Here is a 16,047-nt window from a genome sequence, read left to right as displayed (position 1 = left end):
CCTGCAAAATACCGCAATATGGTTGCCCGCGCGGGGGTGCGGATGCTATCCCGCGCCCCATGACAACTGCCCCGATTTCCAACATCCGCAACTTCTCCATCGTCGCCCATATCGACCATGGCAAGTCGACCCTGGCCGACCGCCTGATCCAGATGACGGGCGGCCTGTCGGATCGCGAAATGGCGGGCAAGGAGCAGGTGCTCGATTCGATGGATATCGAGCGCGAGCGCGGCATCACCATCAAGGCGCAGACCGTCCGGCTGAACTACCGCGCCAAGGACGGCAAGGATTACATCTTCAATCTGATGGACACGCCCGGCCACGTCGACTTCGCCTACGAGGTGTCGCGGTCGCTGGCGGCCTGCGAGGGTTCCCTGCTGGTGGTCGACGCCAGCCAGGGCGTCGAGGCGCAGACGCTCGCCAATGTCTACCAGGCGCTCGACAACAATCACGAGATCGTGCCGGTCCTCAACAAGGTCGACCTGCCCGCGGCCGAGCCCGAGAAGGTGAAGCAGCAGATCGAGGACGTGATCGGCATCGACGCCTCCGACGCGGTGATGATCTCGGCCAAGACCGGCGTCGGCGTACCCGACGTGCTGGAGGCGATCGTCACCCGCCTGCCGCCGCCGAAGGGCGACCGCGACGCGACCTTGAAGGCGCTGCTGGTCGACAGCTGGTACGACGTCTATCTCGGCGTCGTGGTGCTGATCCGCGTCGTCGACGGCGTGATGAAGAAGGGCAGCCGCATCCGCATGATGGGCACGGGTGCCGCCTACGACATCGAGCGTGTCGGCTTCTTCACCCCGAAGATGGAGCAGGTCGAGGAGCTCGGTCCCGGCGAGATCGGCTTCATCACCGCGGCGATCAAGGAAGTCGCGGACACGAGAGTGGGCGACACCATCACCGACGACAGGAAGCCGATCAGCGAGATGCTGCCCGGCTTCAAGCCGGCGATCCCGGTGGTGTTCTGCGGCCTGTTCCCGGTCGACGCCAACGACTTCGAGACGCTGCGCGCCGCGATGGGCAAGCTCAGGCTGAACGACGCCAGCTTCTCCTACGAGATGGAGACCTCCGCTGCGCTCGGCTTCGGCTTCCGCTGCGGCTTCCTCGGGCTATTGCATCTGGAGATCATCCAGGAGCGGCTGTCGCGCGAGTTCGACCTCAACCTGATCGCGACGGCGCCGAGCGTGATCTACAAGATGAAGCTGACCGACGGCACCGAGCTCGAGATCCACAACCCGGTCGACATGCCGGACGTGGTCAAGATCGCCGAGATCGAGGAGCCGTGGATCGAGGCGACGATCCTCACCCCCGACGAATATCTCGGCAGCGTCCTGAAGCTGTGCCAGGACCGCCGCGGCTCGCAGAAGGAGCTGACTTACGTCGGCTCCCGCGCGATGGTGAAATACGATTTGCCGCTCAACGAGGTGGTGTTCGATTTCTACGACCGCCTGAAGTCGGTGTCCAAGGGCTATGCCTCGTTCGACTATCACCTGACCGACTACAAGCCGGCCGATCTGGTCAAGATGCAGATCCTGGTCAATGCCGAGCCGGTCGATGCGCTGTCGATGCTGGTGCACCGGACCCGCGCCGAAGGCCGCGGCCGCGCCATGGTCGAGAAGATGAAGGAGCTGATCCCGCCGCACATGTTCCAGATCCCAATCCAGGCGGCGATCGGCGGCAAGGTGATCGCGCGCGAAACCGTCCGCGCGCTGCGCAAGGACGTCACCGCGAAATGCTACGGCGGCGACATCACGCGCAAACGCAAGCTTCTGGAGAAGCAGAAGGAAGGCAAGAAGAAGATGCGGCAGTTCGGCAAGGTCGACATCCCGCAGGAAGCTTTCATTGCCGCGCTGAAGGTGGATAGCTGAGGCGCGTCCGCGGACCGTCGCCGGCCTGACAGCAACCACGCTAGTTCCGCCCCAACCAAAAATCGCGAAAACAACCCCATGCAAAGGAGCCGGAGAGGTGGCTAGCGCGACGCGCTGCCGCACCTGTTGCTCATTCTTGTCGCAGCAACAAAACGCACCATGATTTGAATCGCCATCGCCGGGCGGCCCGACTAAGCTCCGCGCATGTTGCGCATTCTCACCTTCTCGATCGTCATCCTCGCACTGCTGCAGCCTGACCTGAGCGCAGCCGCCTCCTCGAAGAAGCGGCACAGCAGCACCCGCTGGCATGGCTATGGCTTCCTGCCCGGCTACCGGCAGCCGCGCAACGAAACCATTCCGGTGTTCGGCCCGCGCGGCGCCGCCCGTGGCTACCCGGACTATTCGCCGGAATATTGGTATGGCGGCGACTGGCACTATTTCGGCCGCCCCGGCTTCTACCGCGGCCGCTACAATGGCGGCAGTTTTGGCCCGTGCTGGACCTGGACGCCGATCGGGCGGGCCTGGCAGTGCGGCTGAGGCGCGATGAGTTTTGCTTGAAGCAGCTCTTGCTCTCTCGATGGACCGCAACCCCTCACCCGATTTGCTGCGCAATCGCCCTCTCCCAAGGGAGAGGTGAAGTTTTGACGCCGCTCCAGCTCGACCTCGTCTCATCAGACTTCCACGCCGCCGCCTGAGCGCGGGCGCATTTGCCATCCCGGCGCGCATCGGTGACGGATAGCTGATCTGCGTCGGGCCTATCCCGCCTTGCCCTCCCCTTTGGGATGAGCCACCATCACGCGCGCCCCCAACAAGAATGTCAGAACGGGCCGAGGACACGCATGAACAAGCCGCAGGGAGTAGACCTTGTCGAGCGGGCACGCGCGCTGGCGCCGCTGATCATTGCCGAAGCCGACGAGATCGAACGGACGCGGCGGCTGACGCCGGCTGTCACATCAGCACTGATCGAGAACGGGCTGTATCGCGCGCTGCTGCCGAAGCGGTTCGGCGGCGCCGAGGCGACGCTGGACTCGTTCATGCAGATGCAGGAGGAGATCGCCAAGGCCGACGCCTCGACCGCCTGGTGCCTCGGCCAGTGCAGCGTCTGCGCCATGACCGCGGCCTATCTCGAACCCGACGCGGCCGACGAGATCTTCAACACCGCGCCCGGCATCCTGGCCTGGGGCGCGATCGCCCATGAGGTCCGCGCCGAGCCCGGCGGCTACCGCGCCAATGCGCGCTGGGATTTCGCCTCGGGCTCGCGGCAGGCGAGCTGGCTCGGCGCCCATGTCCGTGTCGTCGAGGCTGATGGCTCGCCGCGCAAGAAGGCCGACGGCTCGCCGGAGATCCGCACCATCCTGTTCCCGATGTCATCTGCGACAATGTACGACGTCTGGGACGTGATCGGCCTGAAGGGCACCGGCACCGATTCCTATTCGGTCGACAACCTCTTCATTCCGGAGAAATTCGCCGCGCTGCGCGACGACCCGGCCGCATGCCGCGAGCCTGGGCCGCTCTACAAGCTCTCCACCAACATGGTGTTCAGCATGGGCTTTGCCGCCACCGCGCTCGGCGTGGCCCGCGCCATGCTGGAGGCGGCGACCGAGCTTGCCCGGGCTAAGACCCCGCAGGGCCTGAAGGCGATGCGCGACAACAACGCCGTGCAGGGCCAGATCGGCCGCACCGAGGCGAGCCTGCGCGCCGCGCGCGCCTATCTCTATGCGACCGCCCGCGAGGTCTGGAGCGACCTCGCCCGCGGCGACGCGATCACCGAGGCGCACCGGATCGCGATCCGCATCGCCTCGACCTGGACCATCCATCAGTCGGCGTCCGTGGTCGACATCGCCTATCACATGTCGGGCGCGACAGCGGTGTTCGCCAAGAACCCGTTCGAGCGGCGGTTTCGCGACATGCACGCGATCGCGCAGCAGATCCAGGCCCGCGACACCCAGTATGAGGACGCCGGCAAGGCGATCCTGGCGGGCAATCTCGCAGCGCCGCCGACGACGCGCTAAGGCGCGGTGACGTCGGATTAGACCAGGGCGAGTGTTCATACATCCGGCGTGTCGGCTCTGCCTCCGAACCGGACATCGCCGGGTGACCACGGCATGTCGGCTTGGGGTCAAAAGCCGTCTATAGCGGTCTAACCGAGCGGAGTTTTCCGCTCGGAACAAACGAACTGACGTGCAGGCGAACGAGTGGACCTTCGGCTACGGGCCATGCGGCATGTTCATGCACACGCTCAGGTCACGGTCTGGTGGGGATTGCCGCGTTTCCAAACGTAGTCGTGCAGCACAGCGAAGCCAAAGACAAATCCGATGATCGCTGCGTACATGGAGCCGAGAAGAAGAAGCCGTATCCAGCCCCAAAGGTCATGCGGGCTAGTAAGCGGCAATTGTATCGCCGCCGCGCATGTGCCCTCCTGTACAGCGAATTGGGCGCTCGAAAGTTTTGACGCCTCAGTGTCAACTAAGCCCAGTGTATAGGGGTCAACCTTGCAGTGAACCAGGCCTTGAGGGCTTGGTCGATCGAAGTCGAGCGTAACAACAACGTATCTAGAACCCTTTGTGCCGGAAACCTCGCGGTAGTTTGAGAAAAATCCCATTACGTGGGCACGACTTTCGACTTTTAGCGTCTGGCTACCCGCGTACGGTAGCGCCCCAAAAAAGAATATGACTAGCCACGCCGCCAGCACAAACAGGATGGATGTGCGCACGGTTTTCATCGTGCCTCTTTGGTAGTCGCTCCCTCTCAATGCTACCATAACTAGACGCTCAGACAATAGCGCCTCTGCACGGGTGCGGGTCACGGCTTCGTTCGCCGGCGCAAGCCTAGATCAGTTCCGCTATGGGTCCAGAAGCGCCGGCGCGGTCGATCCGTCACGACGGCCGTCGCGGCTGCGCGCTCGTCGAACCTTCCGCAGCGTCAGCATCGCCGCGACTTAATCGATGCGGGTCTCTGTTCGCGCCCTGCTCAGCCCTCGTCCTGCCACCTGCGCAGATCCGTCTGGTCATGATAGCCCATGCGGTCCGGCGTGGTGATGAATTCCATCGTCGTGCCCCACGGCATGCGGCAGTAGCAGACCTTGTTTCCAGGACCTATCTCGGTTGCATACGGAATAGCGCGCGGCGCGGTGAGGGATGTGCCTCCCGCCTTCTCGAAGCGCTCGACCGATGCGTCGATGTCGTCGGTGTAGAGAGCGAAGTGCGTGATACCGAAGTCGCTCGCCCGGATCGGCTTGGCTTGCTCGGGACCGTGCATCTCGAAGAGCTCGATATCGGGTCCGGTTCCGATCTTGACCATCGCCTGCGCGCGCACGACCGTGCCGGGAAAAGCGCCGACGGCCCGCTCGAATTCGGCTCCCTGCCGCGGCGGATCCTGCGGTCCGAAGGACTGGTAGATCACCTGGCCGCCGAAAGCTTCCACCAGGAACGATTTTGCTGCTTCGATGTCGGGCACCGTGATGCCGATATGATTGACGCCGCGAATGACGGGTGCGGTCATGACAGTCTCCTTTGCTATTTTTTCGATCCATCGCGATCGCTGCGGGCGCAATTCGCCCGCAGCCTCGTGATCTGCCCGGCCCACGACGGCGCCGGCGCCGAGTTTCAATTGGCCTTGAGGAATTCGATCAGGGCGGCTGCGACTTCATCCGGCCGCTCGTCCGCGACATAGTGGCTGCACCGCGCGATCGAGCCGCCCGTCACGTTGGTGGCGAACTCCTTGAGCATCGGCACCATCTCCGCACCGAACCGCTGGTCCCCACCCAGGCCGAGCACGGGTATCTCGAGCGGTTGCTTCTTGTACTCGAGCGCAGTCGCATGGTCGGCGGCGAAGGCGCGGTACCATTCCATGCCGCCACGCGTGCGGCCAGGAAGCGCCATCGCCTTGGCGTAGATTTCGATATCCGCCGGATTGAAGGTGCTGTGATCGTAGAACCGCTCCGCCATGAAGGTCGAAACATAGTCATATTCACGACCATGAATCAGACGCTCGGGCAGATCCCGGTTCATATGGAAGCTGAAGTGCCAGAGCCTTGCGGTCGTCGCCTCCCATCCGGTCCAGCCGGGAAGCGGAACGTCGAGGACGGCCAGGTGTGTAACAGCCTTCCGATAGATGGCGGCCTGCGGCAAGGCGACCATTCCGCCGATGTCATGTCCGCACACGGCGTAGCGTTCATGCCCAAGGGCAACCATCACTTCATGCGCGTCGCGCGCCATCGTCGCCTTGTCATAGCCGTCGAGCGGACAGTCGGAAAAGCCCGCGCCGCGCAGATCGATGGCCACCACGCTGAAATGCTCGGCCAGCAGGGGCATCACCTTGTGCCATTCCCACCATGTTTCCGGCCAGCCGTGAAGCAGAAGGATCGGCGTCCCTGAGCCTCCCGTGACGGCGTTGATCTTGATGCCATTCACCGGCACCAGCTGCTGGGTAAACCCCTTCAAAGTTGCGATCATGATCGCCTTCCAGTCAGATGTTGACGTTCAAACGTAGCTCGTGGCCCGCGCTCAAGCCTGTGATGCGCCAAGTTCATTGCCTCTTCTCCGAGCTGTTTTCAGACGACGCCACGCCGTCGCTACCGCGAACCGTCATATCGGCCATGATCGACCAGTCCTTCTCCCCGAGGCCCGCCGAGACAGCTTTGCTGAGCCCCTCGCGGACAGCTTCAAGCATTGGGAGCGTGCGTCCGATCTCGTTGCTGGCCTCGGTCGCCAAGCGCATGTCCTTGAGAGCGAGCCTGGCTTTGAAACCCGGCTCGAACGATCGTTCCGTGATCTGCGCGCTGTAGCTCTCATAGGCGCGGCCCGAGAACAGGGTGCCCAGGATGAGTTGAAAGAAATCCGCACGGTCGAGGCCGACACTCTCGGTCAGCGCGACACCCTCAGCCATCGCCTCGATAGCCATGGCGATCATCATGTTGCAGGCGAGCTTTGCCGTATTCGCCCGAGCGGGGTTCTCCCCCAACTTCCAGACCTTTTTGCTGAGGGCGGCGAGCAGCGGCTCGATCGCGGCAATTGCATCAGCCTTCCCGGCCGCCAGGATGTTGAGCTGGCCACTCGCGGCTATGTTCGGTCGACCGAGGACCGGTGCGGACACATAGCCGAGGCCCGCCGCTTCGTGCAGGAGGTCCAATTCCCGCGCAAAAGCGACAGAGATCGTCGAGGTGACGACATGGGTCAGCCCTGGTTGCGCGCTTGCCAACAAGCCGGCATCGAGGATCACCTCCCGAATGGCCGAGTCGTCGGACAGCATCGTGAAGACGGCGTCAGCCTCGAATGCATCAGCCGCAAGCTCGAGCAGCGTCACCCCGGGAACGCTTTCCTGGGCGACCTTGCTCCGGTTCCAGGCCCGAACATCATGGCCTGCCTTCACCAGGTTCAGGGCCATTGCCGAGCCCATACTGCCGAGACCGATGAAGCCGATCTGCATGTTCTATCTCCTGCTGTCCGGGTCAGAGCCGTGCGCCGGATCGGACGCGTAGGGTGCCGGTCGATGGCAGGAACCTAGGTGCTTAGATTTGTTCTTTAACTGACATAAATGTACTGTCGGCGTTCAGTTTTGTGTGGGTGTCGAGATGGAATGGAGTGACGTCCGAATCTTTCTTGCTATTGCGCGATCCGGCACGCTCGGCGGCGCCGCGCGCTCTCTTCGGACAAGCCATCCGACCGTCGGCAGGCGCCTTCGCGCACTTGAGCAGGCAATCGGTCACACCCTCTTCCAGCGCACAGCGGACGGTCTTGTTCTGACCGACGAGGGCCATGGGATCATCGCGCTGGCCGAGCAGATGGAGGAAGGTGCGCTGGGCATGGAGCGCCGGCTTGCGGGGCAGGAGCAAAATCTCAAAGGCAGTCTGCGCATCACGTCAGCGGACTGGTTCGGGGCCTATGTCCTGCCTCCTATCCTGGCGGACTTCTCGAAAGCCTACCCCAATGTCGACGTCGAGATCCTGACCGGCACGCGCCGAGTCAACCTTGCGCAACGGGAGGCCGACGTCGCTTTTCGCATCGTTCCGTTCGACACTGCCGATGTCATTCAGCGGCGGCTGTTCAGGCTCGAATACGGCGTCTACATCGCCGAGGAGGCGGCTGATCCCAACTATGGCGATGGGGCCGGTTTCCGGCTGATCACCCATGACACATCCACGGGCCATTTTCCTGACATCGCGTGGCTGATCGAAAGTTTCCCCAACGCGAGACCGGTCCTTCGATCGAACAACCGCAACGTCCAGGGGCGCATGTGCAGGCAAGGCGTCGGCATCGCCGTCCTGCCCCGCGTGGTCGGCAACCAGATCCCGGGTATCCGCAGACTAGAACTGCCAACGCCGCCGCCAGCGCGAGACATTTGGATGGGATACCACCGGGACCTGCGGCGTCTCGAGCGTCTTCGCGCGTTCATCTCGACGGTATCGGACCATCTCGTGAACGCGACCGGATGATGTGCGGCCCGAGCGCAGCCTTCGCACTCAAACCGTTCGCGCGCTCGGCCTGAACTGGGTCAAGGCGACACCTGAGATCGCCAGTAGCGCACCGATCATCAACTTCGGGGTCATCGGCTCGCCAAGGAACAAGGCGCTCGACATCAGGGCGAACACCGGCAGCAGCAGACCGAAGGGGGCGACGCGGCCCATGGAGCAGCGCGCGATCAGCCAGAACCAAAGACCGAATCCGACGATTCCCCCGATGAAAATCGTGTAGGCGAGCGCCAGCCACCCCCGCTCATCCGCGGCAACGAGGCTCGCCAGTTGGCCATATTCAAGCAGCAGCGACATCAGCATCACCTGCGGCACCGTGAACAGCGACGACCAGCCCATCAACATCAAGGGATCAAATGGGCCGTAGCGTTTGGTCAGGACGTTGGAGACCGCGAAGGCGAAGGCCGCTCCGACCACCAGCAGCAGCGGCAACCCGTTTGCCGACAGGCCGGGCTCCGCCCTCAACACAAGGACGCCGGCGAATGCGAGCAGCACCCCGGAGAGGGTCGTGAGCGACGGCCGCTCCGCCAACAGCGGCCAGGCCAACAGCACCGTGAAGGGCGCGGAGAGCAGATATGCGACAGCCGTCATGCTTCCCGAGCCGAGCCCGAGACCCACATAGAACAGCCCGAAATTCAGCCCACCGAGAAAGAACGAGATCGCCGCGATCGGACGCAACTGGTGACGCGTGGGCTTTTTGACGAACGGAATCAGCAAGAGCGCGGTGGCCAGGAAACGCAGCGCCAGGAAGAAGAACGGCGGGAACTCCGTAACGCCCAATTTGATGACCACGAACTGGTAACCCCAGATCAGGGGAACGGCCACCGCGCAGGCCATCTGGATCGCAGACATTGCATTCTCCTTTAACGACCGATCGGTCCAGATATCGGCGAGCCGATTGCGGGGACGGGACCCGGATTTGCCTACCTGATGAAACGATCGAGCAGAGCGTCGGCGGCGGCGTGCGTGATGTCTCCGGCGGACGCCGTCTTGCTGATGACACGCAGCCCCTCAACGAAACAGACGAGAATGCGGGCCGCATTTGCAGGGTCGACACCATCGGCCAACTGGCCCGCGGCCTTCGCACGGGACAGCGCATCCGCCACCCGCGCTTCCATGACCCTGAAGAAGCCCGCGATGCGACGATTGACGTCGGCGTCACGCCCGGCCAGCTCCATGGCCGTGGCGATCACCAGGCATCCGCGCCGGCCATGGGCGCCGCTCGTGCGGTCGACATATCCGGCAAGGTAGGCCCGCAGGCCGTCCACCGGGTCCTTGCGAGGATCAAGCTCGACATTCAACCGTGTCACGGCATCGTCGATGTAACGATCGAGCGCGCGCAGGAACAGCGAGTGCTTGTCGCCGAAGGCAGCGTAGAGGCTGCCACGCGAGAGCTTCGTCGCACGCAGAAGGTCGGGCAGCGCCGTGGCATGATAGCCGCGCGACCAGAACACGCCCATCGCGCGTTCGACGGCGGCGTCCTCATCGAAACTCCGCGGGCGACCGCGGGGCAATGGCGCGGGGGTTCGGTTGCTCATCGAGCAAATATAGACCAATCGGTCTTTAAATCAAGAGGCCGGCTCGTTCGTGCGACGAATGCAACCTCTTCGTCAGCCGTATCGGGATGATCGGTGCCGCATTGACGGGCGGTCGCCAGCGAATGGAATGTCGCACCGAGGCGACGGCTTGGCCTGGGTATCATGGGCCAGCACGTGCAGTCATGAACTGCAAAGGCGTCGGTTACGGATCGAGTGAGCTCACATAGGCGGCCAGTGCGATCATGTCCGTCGGCGAAAGCTTTTCGACAGCTTGTTTCATCGGGGCGCTTGCGGCTCCCGATCGGCCGCCGTGCTGGAATTCGTAGAGCTGACGCACGATGTAGGTCGGCGATCTCCCCGCGATGGCCGGAACGATGTCAGCACCCTTCAAGTCCGGTCCATGGCAGAGATTGCAGGCGACGGTCGCGCCGGCTCCGCCGGTCTTTGCGAGCGCCTTTCCCTTGGCCAGGCTGCCGACCGGGACGTAAGCCGTGAATGTCGCTCGTGAGTCGCGAAGTTCGAACTGGTGGGCATCATCGGGCATCTCGACGATGCGCTGGCCGAGTGGTTCGAGTCCTCCCTCCGGGCTTTTGACGTAAAACAGACGCGACGGTCCTGTTTTCGGAATCATCTCCGTCTCCACGACCTTGACGATCCGCTTGCGGCCCAGCGCGGCAAAGTATTCCGCAGCGGAACGAATGTCGGCGTCCGTCATGCCCTTGACCGACGCCAGCATCAGTTGCGTCGAAGGCCTCTGAGAGCCCGACATCTTTCTCGCTCCGCTTCTGAAGTCGGCGATCTGCTGAACAAAATATGCGACCGGCAGACCGGCGAGGCTTGCATTTTCGGGTCCGCCGGTTCCCTCGACACGATGGCATGATCCGCACGCGCGAATCTCGGGTCTGCGGCCGTTCGCGACGATGTCAGGCATCGCGGGATGGTCATCCGGATGCCAGTCAGGCGCGACGAAGAGGTCGCGCGCCTGTTTCCAACTGAACATGGCGTCGCTACCTGGAAGCTTGTTGGGCGTGTCGCTGGGCAGGGGCACCTGAACGGTCGGGTCCCACAGGAAGGCCCAGGCCGGAAGCTCATCATGAGCCTGCGCCACGGGTGAGCCAACAACACCCTGCGTGAGAGCATCGCCGCTGGCGGGAATCGCGATTGCCAGCAGGATCAATGCGCGCATCAAATATCTTTTCGAGGAAATCAAGATTGCCTCCTGAAAAAAACGCCAAAACTTGCCGACCTGAATGCTGTGAGCGCAGGAATGTCTGCGTCTCGATCACAATGATTTTCGCGCAAATCTTCCGCGCGCCGACAACCTAGCCGTCCCGGGCTTGATGCGTTCGAAAAACTTTGCGCACATTCCGGGAAATCGAAAGATTAGCCGCGGCATGGCCAAACGGCAATCGCTGGGCAGGCAGCCGGGTCGTACCTCGCCCACCCATGACGCAAGGTACGGAAGTAGGCTGGCAACGATTCTCCCGGCACGATTTTTTGGCAGCGCAACATACGGTTGTTAAGCTTTTTCTGGGATTGTGCGGCCGGCGCTAATGCCTGGAGTTCCGCTCGTCCCATGTTCACGCTTCGATCGATTGCCGCCCGCCTGATTCTGGCGATTTCACTAACCGTCGCAGTCGCCTGCGCGATCCTCGGCGGCTTCTCCATCAGCCAGCAACGGGCGCTGACCCGGCTCGCGCTCGATCAGCAGCTCAAGCTGCAATATGACAGCGTGATCGCGGCGATCGACTATGAAGGTCGCACCGCGCTCGCGGTCTCCGCCGTGATCGCCGCGCTGCCGCCGGTCGAGGACGCCATCGCCAAGGGCGACCGCGACGGCCTCGGCAAGCTGCTCGGCGCCCCCTGGGCCGCAATCAAGGCGCAGGGCATCCCGCTGATTTCGTTCTGGCAGGCTCCGGCGACCAGCTTCTACCGGGTCCACGTGCCGAAGACCTTCGGCGACGACGCCTCCACACGGCGCACCACGGTGGTGGAATCGATCAAGGCCGGCAAGCCGATCGTCGGCGTCGAGCCCGGCCGCGAGGCGCTTTCGATCTTCGGCATGACCCCGGTCGTGCATGACGGCAAGACGCTGGGCAATGTCGACATCGGCGTCGCCTTCGGCAAGGAATTCGTCGACCGCGCCAAGAAGCGCTTCGGCATCGACCTCGCCGTGCACTCGTTCGACGGCCAGAGCTTCAAGCGGCTGTCGTCCACCTTCGGCGACGCCGCGGTCGCGACCCCGGACGAGCTCAAGAGCGTGATGAACGGCGCAGTCGTGCTGCGCGACGCCACGCTCGACGGCCACGCCGTGGAGCTCTATCTCGGCCAGATCAAGAACTATGCCGGCCAGCCGGTCGCGGTGCTCGAGATCATCAAGGATACCAGCGACTATGCGGCGGCGGCCGCGAGCGCGCAGCGCAACCTGATCCTCGGCGTGGTCGCGATCCTGGCGGCTGCCGTGCTGCTCGCGTTCCTGCTCGGCCGCGGCCTGTCGCGGCCGCTGGCCGCGATCACCGCGGTGATGAACCGGCTGTCGAGCGGCGACACCAGCGTCACGATCCCCGGCAGCGAGCGCCGCGACGAACTCGGCACCATGGCGCGGGCGGTCGACGTGTTCCGCCGCAGCATGATCGAAACCTCCTCGCTGCGCGACGCGCAGGAGGCCGACAAGGTGAAGGCGGCGGCCGACAAGCAGGCCTTGCAGCGCCAGATGGCCGACCGGTTCGAGGCCGACGTCAAGGGCATGGTCGCGGCCGTCGCGCAGTCGTCGAGCGCGATGCAGCGCGTCGCGGGCGAGATCGCCACCAGCGTCAACGGCACCTCGGAACGGACCTCGGCGGCCGCCGCCGCATCCGAAGAGGCGTCGGCCAGCGTCAATGCGGTCGCGGCCGCGACGGAAGAGCTGGCCTCGTCAATCACCGAGATCGGCCGCCAGGTCACCCATTCGAGCCGCGTCGCCGACAATGCCGTGGCCAAGGCGACGGAAACCACCGAGATGGTGACGAGCCTTGCCGCGTCGGCCGAGAAGATCGGCGACGTGCTGCGCCTGATCAGCGCGATCGCCAGCCAGACCAATCTCCTGGCGCTCAACGCCACCATCGAGGCCGCCCGCGCCGGCGAGGCCGGCCGTGGCTTCGCCGTGGTCGCCGCCGAGGTGAAGGAACTGGCGAGCCAGACCGCGAAGGCGACCGACGAGATCGCCGGCCAGGTCGGCGCGATCCAGTCCGCCACCGGCAATTGCGTCAGCGCGATCGGCGACATCAGCGGCACCATTCGCGAGATCTCGGGCATCGCGACCGCGATCGCGGCCGCCGTCGAGCAGCAGGATTCGGCGACGCGGGAGATCGCCCGCAGCGTGCAGCAGGCCTCCTCCGGGACCCGCGAAGTCTCGAGCAATATCGCGGGCGCGAGCCAGGCCGCCGGCCAATCGCGCGCCCTCACCGGCAATGTGCTGGAGACCTCCGGCGAGCTCGGCGATCACGCCTCGGCGCTGTCGCACAGCGTCGATACCTTCCTCGCCGGCCTGCGCAACGCGGCTTAGTTCTAGCGCGTCGTAAGGCACCTTAACCCGTCATCCGTCACCCTGAGGTGGCCGCTTCTTCAGCGGCCCTCGAAGGGTCGATGGCCACCAGCGGGGCCGTGCACCCTTCGAGGCTCGCAAGAGCTCGCACCTCAGGATGACGGGTCAGGAAGCGTACGCCTCGGCTTATGGCGCAGCAGTACTGGAGCGTGATCACGGCCAGGGCAGCACGGGCGGCGGCGCCGAGCGATCGATCGACGCGCGCTGCTTGTTGTCCGGCCCTGCTTCGGACTGTCCCCACTTGGCCATGAACGGCATCTTCAGCAGCCCGGGCAGCGACTGCTTCTCGGCATCGTCGAAACCGTCGAGGCCGTAGCGCAGCTCCGCGAACCGCGGGCCGCGGTTGTAGGTGCCGCCGATCCGGTCCCAGATCGAGAGCAAATTGGAATAATTGCTGTCGGTCTCCGGCTGGTGACGCGAATGATGCATCTTGTGCATGTTCGGCGTCACGAAGACGAGCCGCAGCCAGCGGTCGAGCCGCTCCGGCAGGCGGATGTTGGCGTGCTCGAACTGGGCGTTGAGCGCCGACAGCGTCAGATAGCTGACCAGCACCCAGGCCGGCGTACCGAACACGATCACGCCGGGCGATGTGCCAGCCGATCCGCCACAGCGTCTCGCCGGGATGCTCGCGGAAGGCGGTGGTGACGTCGACGAAGCGATCGGCATGGTGCATGCGGTGAAAGCGCCACATCCAGCTGAGCTTGTGCATCGAGACGTGAGCGAAATAGGCGAACAGGTCGAGCCCGATGAGACCGAGCAGCAGCTGGTTCAGCGGTGACAGGCCGAGCCAGTGCGATAGGCCGAATTTCGCATCGAGCGTCCATTGCAGGGCCAATGGCGACAGCGGGCTGAGCACCAGGTTGACGCCGAGGAAGATCACGGTGATGGCAGCGTTGCGGCCGATGTTGCGCATCCGGTCACCGCGCGCGTAGCCGAACAGCGGAAACGCAGCCTCGAACAGCAGCACGATCGCGAACGACGCGAGCAGGAACGCGATGCGCGCGCCGATCGACGGCAGCTCGACATGGGCGATCTCGCCCGCGCCCGGATGCCACAGCAGCTTTGCAAAACCGATCATGCCGATTGATCCTTTCTTTACAAAACGAATACTCGTTCTTTATAATGACGGGCGATGATCGTCAAGCCGGCCCCCCCGCCTGGCGGCGAACACAAGGACCGACCATGCCGAAGGTGAAGCCCGAAACACTTGCGATCCGCCGCGAGGAGATATTGCAGGCCGCGGAGATCTGCTTTGCGCGCCAGGGATTTCACCAGACCACGATCCAGGACGTGATCAAGCAATCCGGGCTCAGCGCCGGCTGCATCTACGGGCATTTTGCCGGCAAGGAGGAACTGATCCAGGCGATCGGCGAAGGCCGCCATGGCCGCGACAGCGCGCTGCTCGCGGTGAAGGACCAATCGGACGACGTGTTGCAGAGCCTGCGGGCGATCGCCCGCGGCTTTCTCGGCGATTTGCAGAAGGAGGAAGGCCTGCGCGCTCGCCGCGTCGCCTTGCAGCTCTGGGCGGAGGCGCTGCGCGACGACGTGGTGCGCGACCAGGTGACGAGCGGCATCCGCCAGCCGATCGCCATGATCGTGGACCTGCTGCGGCGCGGCCAGAAGAGCGGCGCGATCGATCGCAATGTGCAGCCGCGCGGCGCGGCACGGGCGATGGTCGCGATGTTCCAGGGCATCGTGCTGCAACGGTTGTGGAGCGAGACCGTCTCGACCGCGGAGGCCATGCACGCCTTCGACATCTTCCTCGCCGGCCTTGCCGCCAAGCGCTGACGGGGACGCGGCGATGATCCACGACCTCCTGCTCGGCATCGTCACCGGCTTTGCCGGCGGCCTGACCGCAGGCCTGCTCGGCGTCAGCCCCGGCGGCGGACTGGTGGTGTTCTCGGTGTTGCTGCTCGGCGCCGGCCAGCATGTCGCGCAGGGCATCTCGCTGGTCGCACAGGTGCCGCCGACCAGCCTCACCGGCATCAGGCGCTATTGGCAGAGCGGCTACCGCACGCCGCTGCTCTGGATCGTTCTGCTGACTGTCGGCTTCGTCGCCGGCGGCGCGGCCGGTGCGCTCGCCGCCAACCATGTCGCCGAGCCCGCGCTGCGCTGGACCTACGTGGCTTATCTCGTCGCGCTCGACGCGATGCTGATCCTGCGCGGCGGGCGCGACAAGAAGGAGCATGAAGCGGACCGTGCTGCGCGCGAGATATCCTCGCCGGCGTTGCTCATCGTCGGGCTGCTGGCGGGCCTGTCGTCGGGCTTTCTCGGCATCGGCGGCGGACTGGCGACCGTGGTCGGACTGAGCGCCGTGCTCGGGGTGCCGCAGCATCAGGCGCAGATGGCGGGCCTCGTGATGTCGCTGATCCCGACCACGATCCCGTCGGCCTGGATCTATTGGAACGAGGGCGCGCTCGCATCCTGGCCGGTGCTGGCAGGCGTGACCGCAGGCCTGCTCGCCGGCACCGATCTCGGCGCCCGCGCCGCCAACCGCATCGATCGCGCGCGGCTGCGCAGCGCCATGATCTTCTTCGTGTCGTTGATGGCGGTCTATCTGACCTTCAAGGCGTTGTGGTAGACAGG

16 protein-coding genes and 1 pseudogene are annotated in these 16,047 nt (G+C 64.4%); 8 read left to right on the top strand and 9 right to left on the bottom strand.

The window, feature by feature from the left end; genetic code table 11:
- Positions 1 to 59 precede the first annotated feature (59 nt).
- The 3 genes from lepA to ACVMB0_RS11615 all read left to right on the top strand — a co-directional run bounded on the left by lepA (position 60) and on the right by ACVMB0_RS11615 (position 3,883).
- Positions 60 to 1,871 (top strand): translation elongation factor 4, encoded by a 1,812-nt coding sequence (lepA, locus tag ACVMB0_RS11625; protein WP_018269553.1) that lies wholly within the window; start codon positions 60 to 62, stop codon positions 1,869 to 1,871.
- 204 nt (positions 1,872 to 2,075) lie between these two features.
- Complete coding sequence (locus ACVMB0_RS11620) at positions 2,076 to 2,408, top strand: hypothetical protein (RefSeq protein WP_456750811.1); 333 nt, start codon at positions 2,076 to 2,078, stop codon at positions 2,406 to 2,408.
- 302 nt (positions 2,409 to 2,710) lie between these two features.
- Positions 2,711 to 3,883 (top strand): acyl-CoA dehydrogenase family protein, encoded by a 1,173-nt coding sequence (locus tag ACVMB0_RS11615; protein ID WP_461346310.1) that lies wholly within the window; start codon positions 2,711 to 2,713, stop codon positions 3,881 to 3,883.
- A gap of 227 nt (positions 3,884 to 4,110) precedes the next feature.
- Here the strand turns inward: ACVMB0_RS11615 and ACVMB0_RS11610 are convergent, their stop codons facing one another.
- The 4 genes from ACVMB0_RS11610 to ACVMB0_RS11595 all read right to left on the bottom strand — a co-directional run bounded on the left by ACVMB0_RS11610 (position 4,111) and on the right by ACVMB0_RS11595 (position 7,298).
- Positions 4,111 to 4,593 (bottom strand): hypothetical protein, encoded by a 483-nt coding sequence (locus ACVMB0_RS11610; protein WP_461346309.1) that lies wholly within the window; start codon positions 4,591 to 4,593, stop codon positions 4,111 to 4,113.
- Positions 4,594 to 4,841: 248 nt separating this feature from the next.
- Positions 4,842 to 5,372 carry a VOC family protein gene (locus ACVMB0_RS11605; protein WP_461349638.1) on the bottom strand — a complete coding sequence of 177 codons (531 nt, stop codon included), beginning with the start codon at positions 5,370 to 5,372 and terminating at the stop codon, positions 4,842 to 4,844.
- A gap of 104 nt (positions 5,373 to 5,476) precedes the next feature.
- Positions 5,477 to 6,325 carry an alpha/beta fold hydrolase gene (locus ACVMB0_RS11600; protein WP_461346308.1) on the bottom strand — a complete coding sequence of 283 codons (849 nt, stop codon included), beginning with the start codon at positions 6,323 to 6,325 and terminating at the stop codon, positions 5,477 to 5,479.
- Between the two features lie 73 nt (positions 6,326 to 6,398).
- Positions 6,399 to 7,298, bottom strand: a complete 900-nt coding sequence (locus tag ACVMB0_RS11595; RefSeq protein WP_461346307.1) for an NAD(P)-dependent oxidoreductase — start codon at positions 7,296 to 7,298, stop codon at positions 6,399 to 6,401.
- A 145-nt stretch (positions 7,299 to 7,443) separates the two neighbouring features.
- On the opposite strand from ACVMB0_RS11595, the gene ACVMB0_RS11590 reads away from it, so the two are divergent.
- Positions 7,444 to 8,304 (top strand): LysR family transcriptional regulator, encoded by an 861-nt coding sequence (locus tag ACVMB0_RS11590; RefSeq protein ID WP_461346306.1) that lies wholly within the window; start codon positions 7,444 to 7,446, stop codon positions 8,302 to 8,304.
- 27 nt (positions 8,305 to 8,331) lie between these two features.
- On the opposite strand, the gene ACVMB0_RS11585 is transcribed toward ACVMB0_RS11590, so the two are convergent.
- The 3 genes from ACVMB0_RS11585 to ACVMB0_RS11575 all read right to left on the bottom strand — a co-directional run bounded on the left by ACVMB0_RS11585 (position 8,332) and on the right by ACVMB0_RS11575 (position 11,088).
- On the bottom strand, positions 8,332 to 9,192 hold the full coding sequence (locus ACVMB0_RS11585) for a DMT family transporter (RefSeq protein ID WP_461346305.1): 861 nt from the start codon (positions 9,190 to 9,192) through the stop codon (positions 8,332 to 8,334).
- Between the two features lie 71 nt (positions 9,193 to 9,263).
- Positions 9,264 to 9,800, bottom strand: coding sequence for a TetR/AcrR family transcriptional regulator (locus ACVMB0_RS11580; protein WP_456750818.1), 537 nt, complete (start codon positions 9,798 to 9,800; stop codon positions 9,264 to 9,266).
- Positions 9,801 to 10,080: 280 nt separating this feature from the next.
- A complete protein-coding gene (locus ACVMB0_RS11575) occupies positions 10,081 to 11,088 on the bottom strand; it encodes a c-type cytochrome (protein WP_461346304.1) in 1,008 nt (335 codons plus the stop codon).
- A 366-nt stretch (positions 11,089 to 11,454) separates the two neighbouring features.
- Between ACVMB0_RS11575 and ACVMB0_RS11570 the strand changes: the two genes are divergently transcribed.
- Positions 11,455 to 13,422 (top strand): methyl-accepting chemotaxis protein, encoded by a 1,968-nt coding sequence (locus ACVMB0_RS11570; protein WP_461346303.1) that lies wholly within the window; start codon positions 11,455 to 11,457, stop codon positions 13,420 to 13,422.
- 192 nt (positions 13,423 to 13,614) lie between these two features.
- On the opposite strand, the gene ACVMB0_RS11565 is transcribed toward ACVMB0_RS11570, so the two are convergent.
- The gene (locus ACVMB0_RS11565) at positions 13,615 to 14,034 is read right to left on the bottom strand and encodes a sterol desaturase family protein (protein WP_461346302.1); all 420 of its coding nucleotides are present in this window, start codon (positions 14,032 to 14,034) and stop codon (positions 13,615 to 13,617) included.
- Between the two features lie 88 nt (positions 14,035 to 14,122).
- Positions 14,123 to 14,170, bottom strand: a pseudogene (locus tag ACVMB0_RS11560) (hypothetical protein); the annotation flags it as partial.
- Between the two features lie 114 nt (positions 14,171 to 14,284).
- On the opposite strand from ACVMB0_RS11560, the gene ACVMB0_RS11555 reads away from it, so the two are divergent.
- The 3 genes from ACVMB0_RS11555 (at position 14,285) to ACVMB0_RS11545 (ending at position 16,042) form a co-directional block, all read left to right on the top strand.
- The gene (locus tag ACVMB0_RS11555; protein ID WP_461346301.1) at positions 14,285 to 14,548 is read left to right on the top strand and encodes a hypothetical protein; all 264 of its coding nucleotides are present in this window, start codon (positions 14,285 to 14,287) and stop codon (positions 14,546 to 14,548) included.
- 95 nt (positions 14,549 to 14,643) lie between these two features.
- Complete coding sequence (locus ACVMB0_RS11550) at positions 14,644 to 15,249, top strand: TetR/AcrR family transcriptional regulator (protein WP_461346300.1); 606 nt, start codon at positions 14,644 to 14,646, stop codon at positions 15,247 to 15,249.
- 13 nt (positions 15,250 to 15,262) lie between these two features.
- Complete coding sequence (locus ACVMB0_RS11545) at positions 15,263 to 16,042, top strand: sulfite exporter TauE/SafE family protein (RefSeq protein WP_461346299.1); 780 nt, start codon at positions 15,263 to 15,265, stop codon at positions 16,040 to 16,042.
- The last annotated feature ends 5 nt before the right edge of the window (positions 16,043 to 16,047 follow it).

The organism is Bradyrhizobium sp. USDA 4451 (assembly GCF_054822585.1).
This window is presented reverse-complemented; position numbering and strand designations above follow the sequence as displayed.

Excerpts from the sequence above, each read along its gene's own strand:
- ACVMB0_RS11570 (WP_461346303.1), top strand. The coding sequence starts at position 11,455 with ATGTTCACGCTTCGATCGATTGCCGCCCGCCTGATTCTGGCGATTTCA.
- ACVMB0_RS11615 (WP_461346310.1), top strand. The coding sequence starts at position 2,711 with ATGAACAAGCCGCAGGGAGTAGACCTTGTCGAGCGGGCACGCGCGCTG.
- ACVMB0_RS11580 (WP_456750818.1), bottom strand. The coding sequence starts at position 9,800 with ATGGGCGTGTTCTGGTCGCGCGGCTATCATGCCACGGCGCTGCCCGAC.
- ACVMB0_RS11600 (WP_461346308.1), bottom strand. The coding sequence starts at position 6,325 with ATGATCGCAACTTTGAAGGGGTTTACCCAGCAGCTGGTGCCGGTGAAT.
- ACVMB0_RS11550 (WP_461346300.1), top strand. The coding sequence starts at position 14,644 with ATGCCGAAGGTGAAGCCCGAAACACTTGCGATCCGCCGCGAGGAGATA.
- ACVMB0_RS11545 (WP_461346299.1), top strand. The coding sequence starts at position 15,263 with ATGATCCACGACCTCCTGCTCGGCATCGTCACCGGCTTTGCCGGCGGC.
- ACVMB0_RS11585 (WP_461346305.1), bottom strand. The coding sequence starts at position 9,192 with ATGTCTGCGATCCAGATGGCCTGCGCGGTGGCCGTTCCCCTGATCTGG.
- ACVMB0_RS11605 (WP_461349638.1), bottom strand. The coding sequence starts at position 5,372 with ATGACCGCACCCGTCATTCGCGGCGTCAATCATATCGGCATCACGGTG.
- lepA (WP_018269553.1), top strand. The coding sequence starts at position 60 with ATGACAACTGCCCCGATTTCCAACATCCGCAACTTCTCCATCGTCGCC.
- ACVMB0_RS11620 (WP_456750811.1), top strand. The coding sequence starts at position 2,076 with ATGTTGCGCATTCTCACCTTCTCGATCGTCATCCTCGCACTGCTGCAG.
- ACVMB0_RS11595 (WP_461346307.1), bottom strand. The coding sequence starts at position 7,298 with ATGCAGATCGGCTTCATCGGTCTCGGCAGTATGGGCTCGGCAATGGCC.
- ACVMB0_RS11590 (WP_461346306.1), top strand. The coding sequence starts at position 7,444 with ATGGAATGGAGTGACGTCCGAATCTTTCTTGCTATTGCGCGATCCGGC.
- ACVMB0_RS11610 (WP_461346309.1), bottom strand. The coding sequence starts at position 4,593 with ATGAAAACCGTGCGCACATCCATCCTGTTTGTGCTGGCGGCGTGGCTA.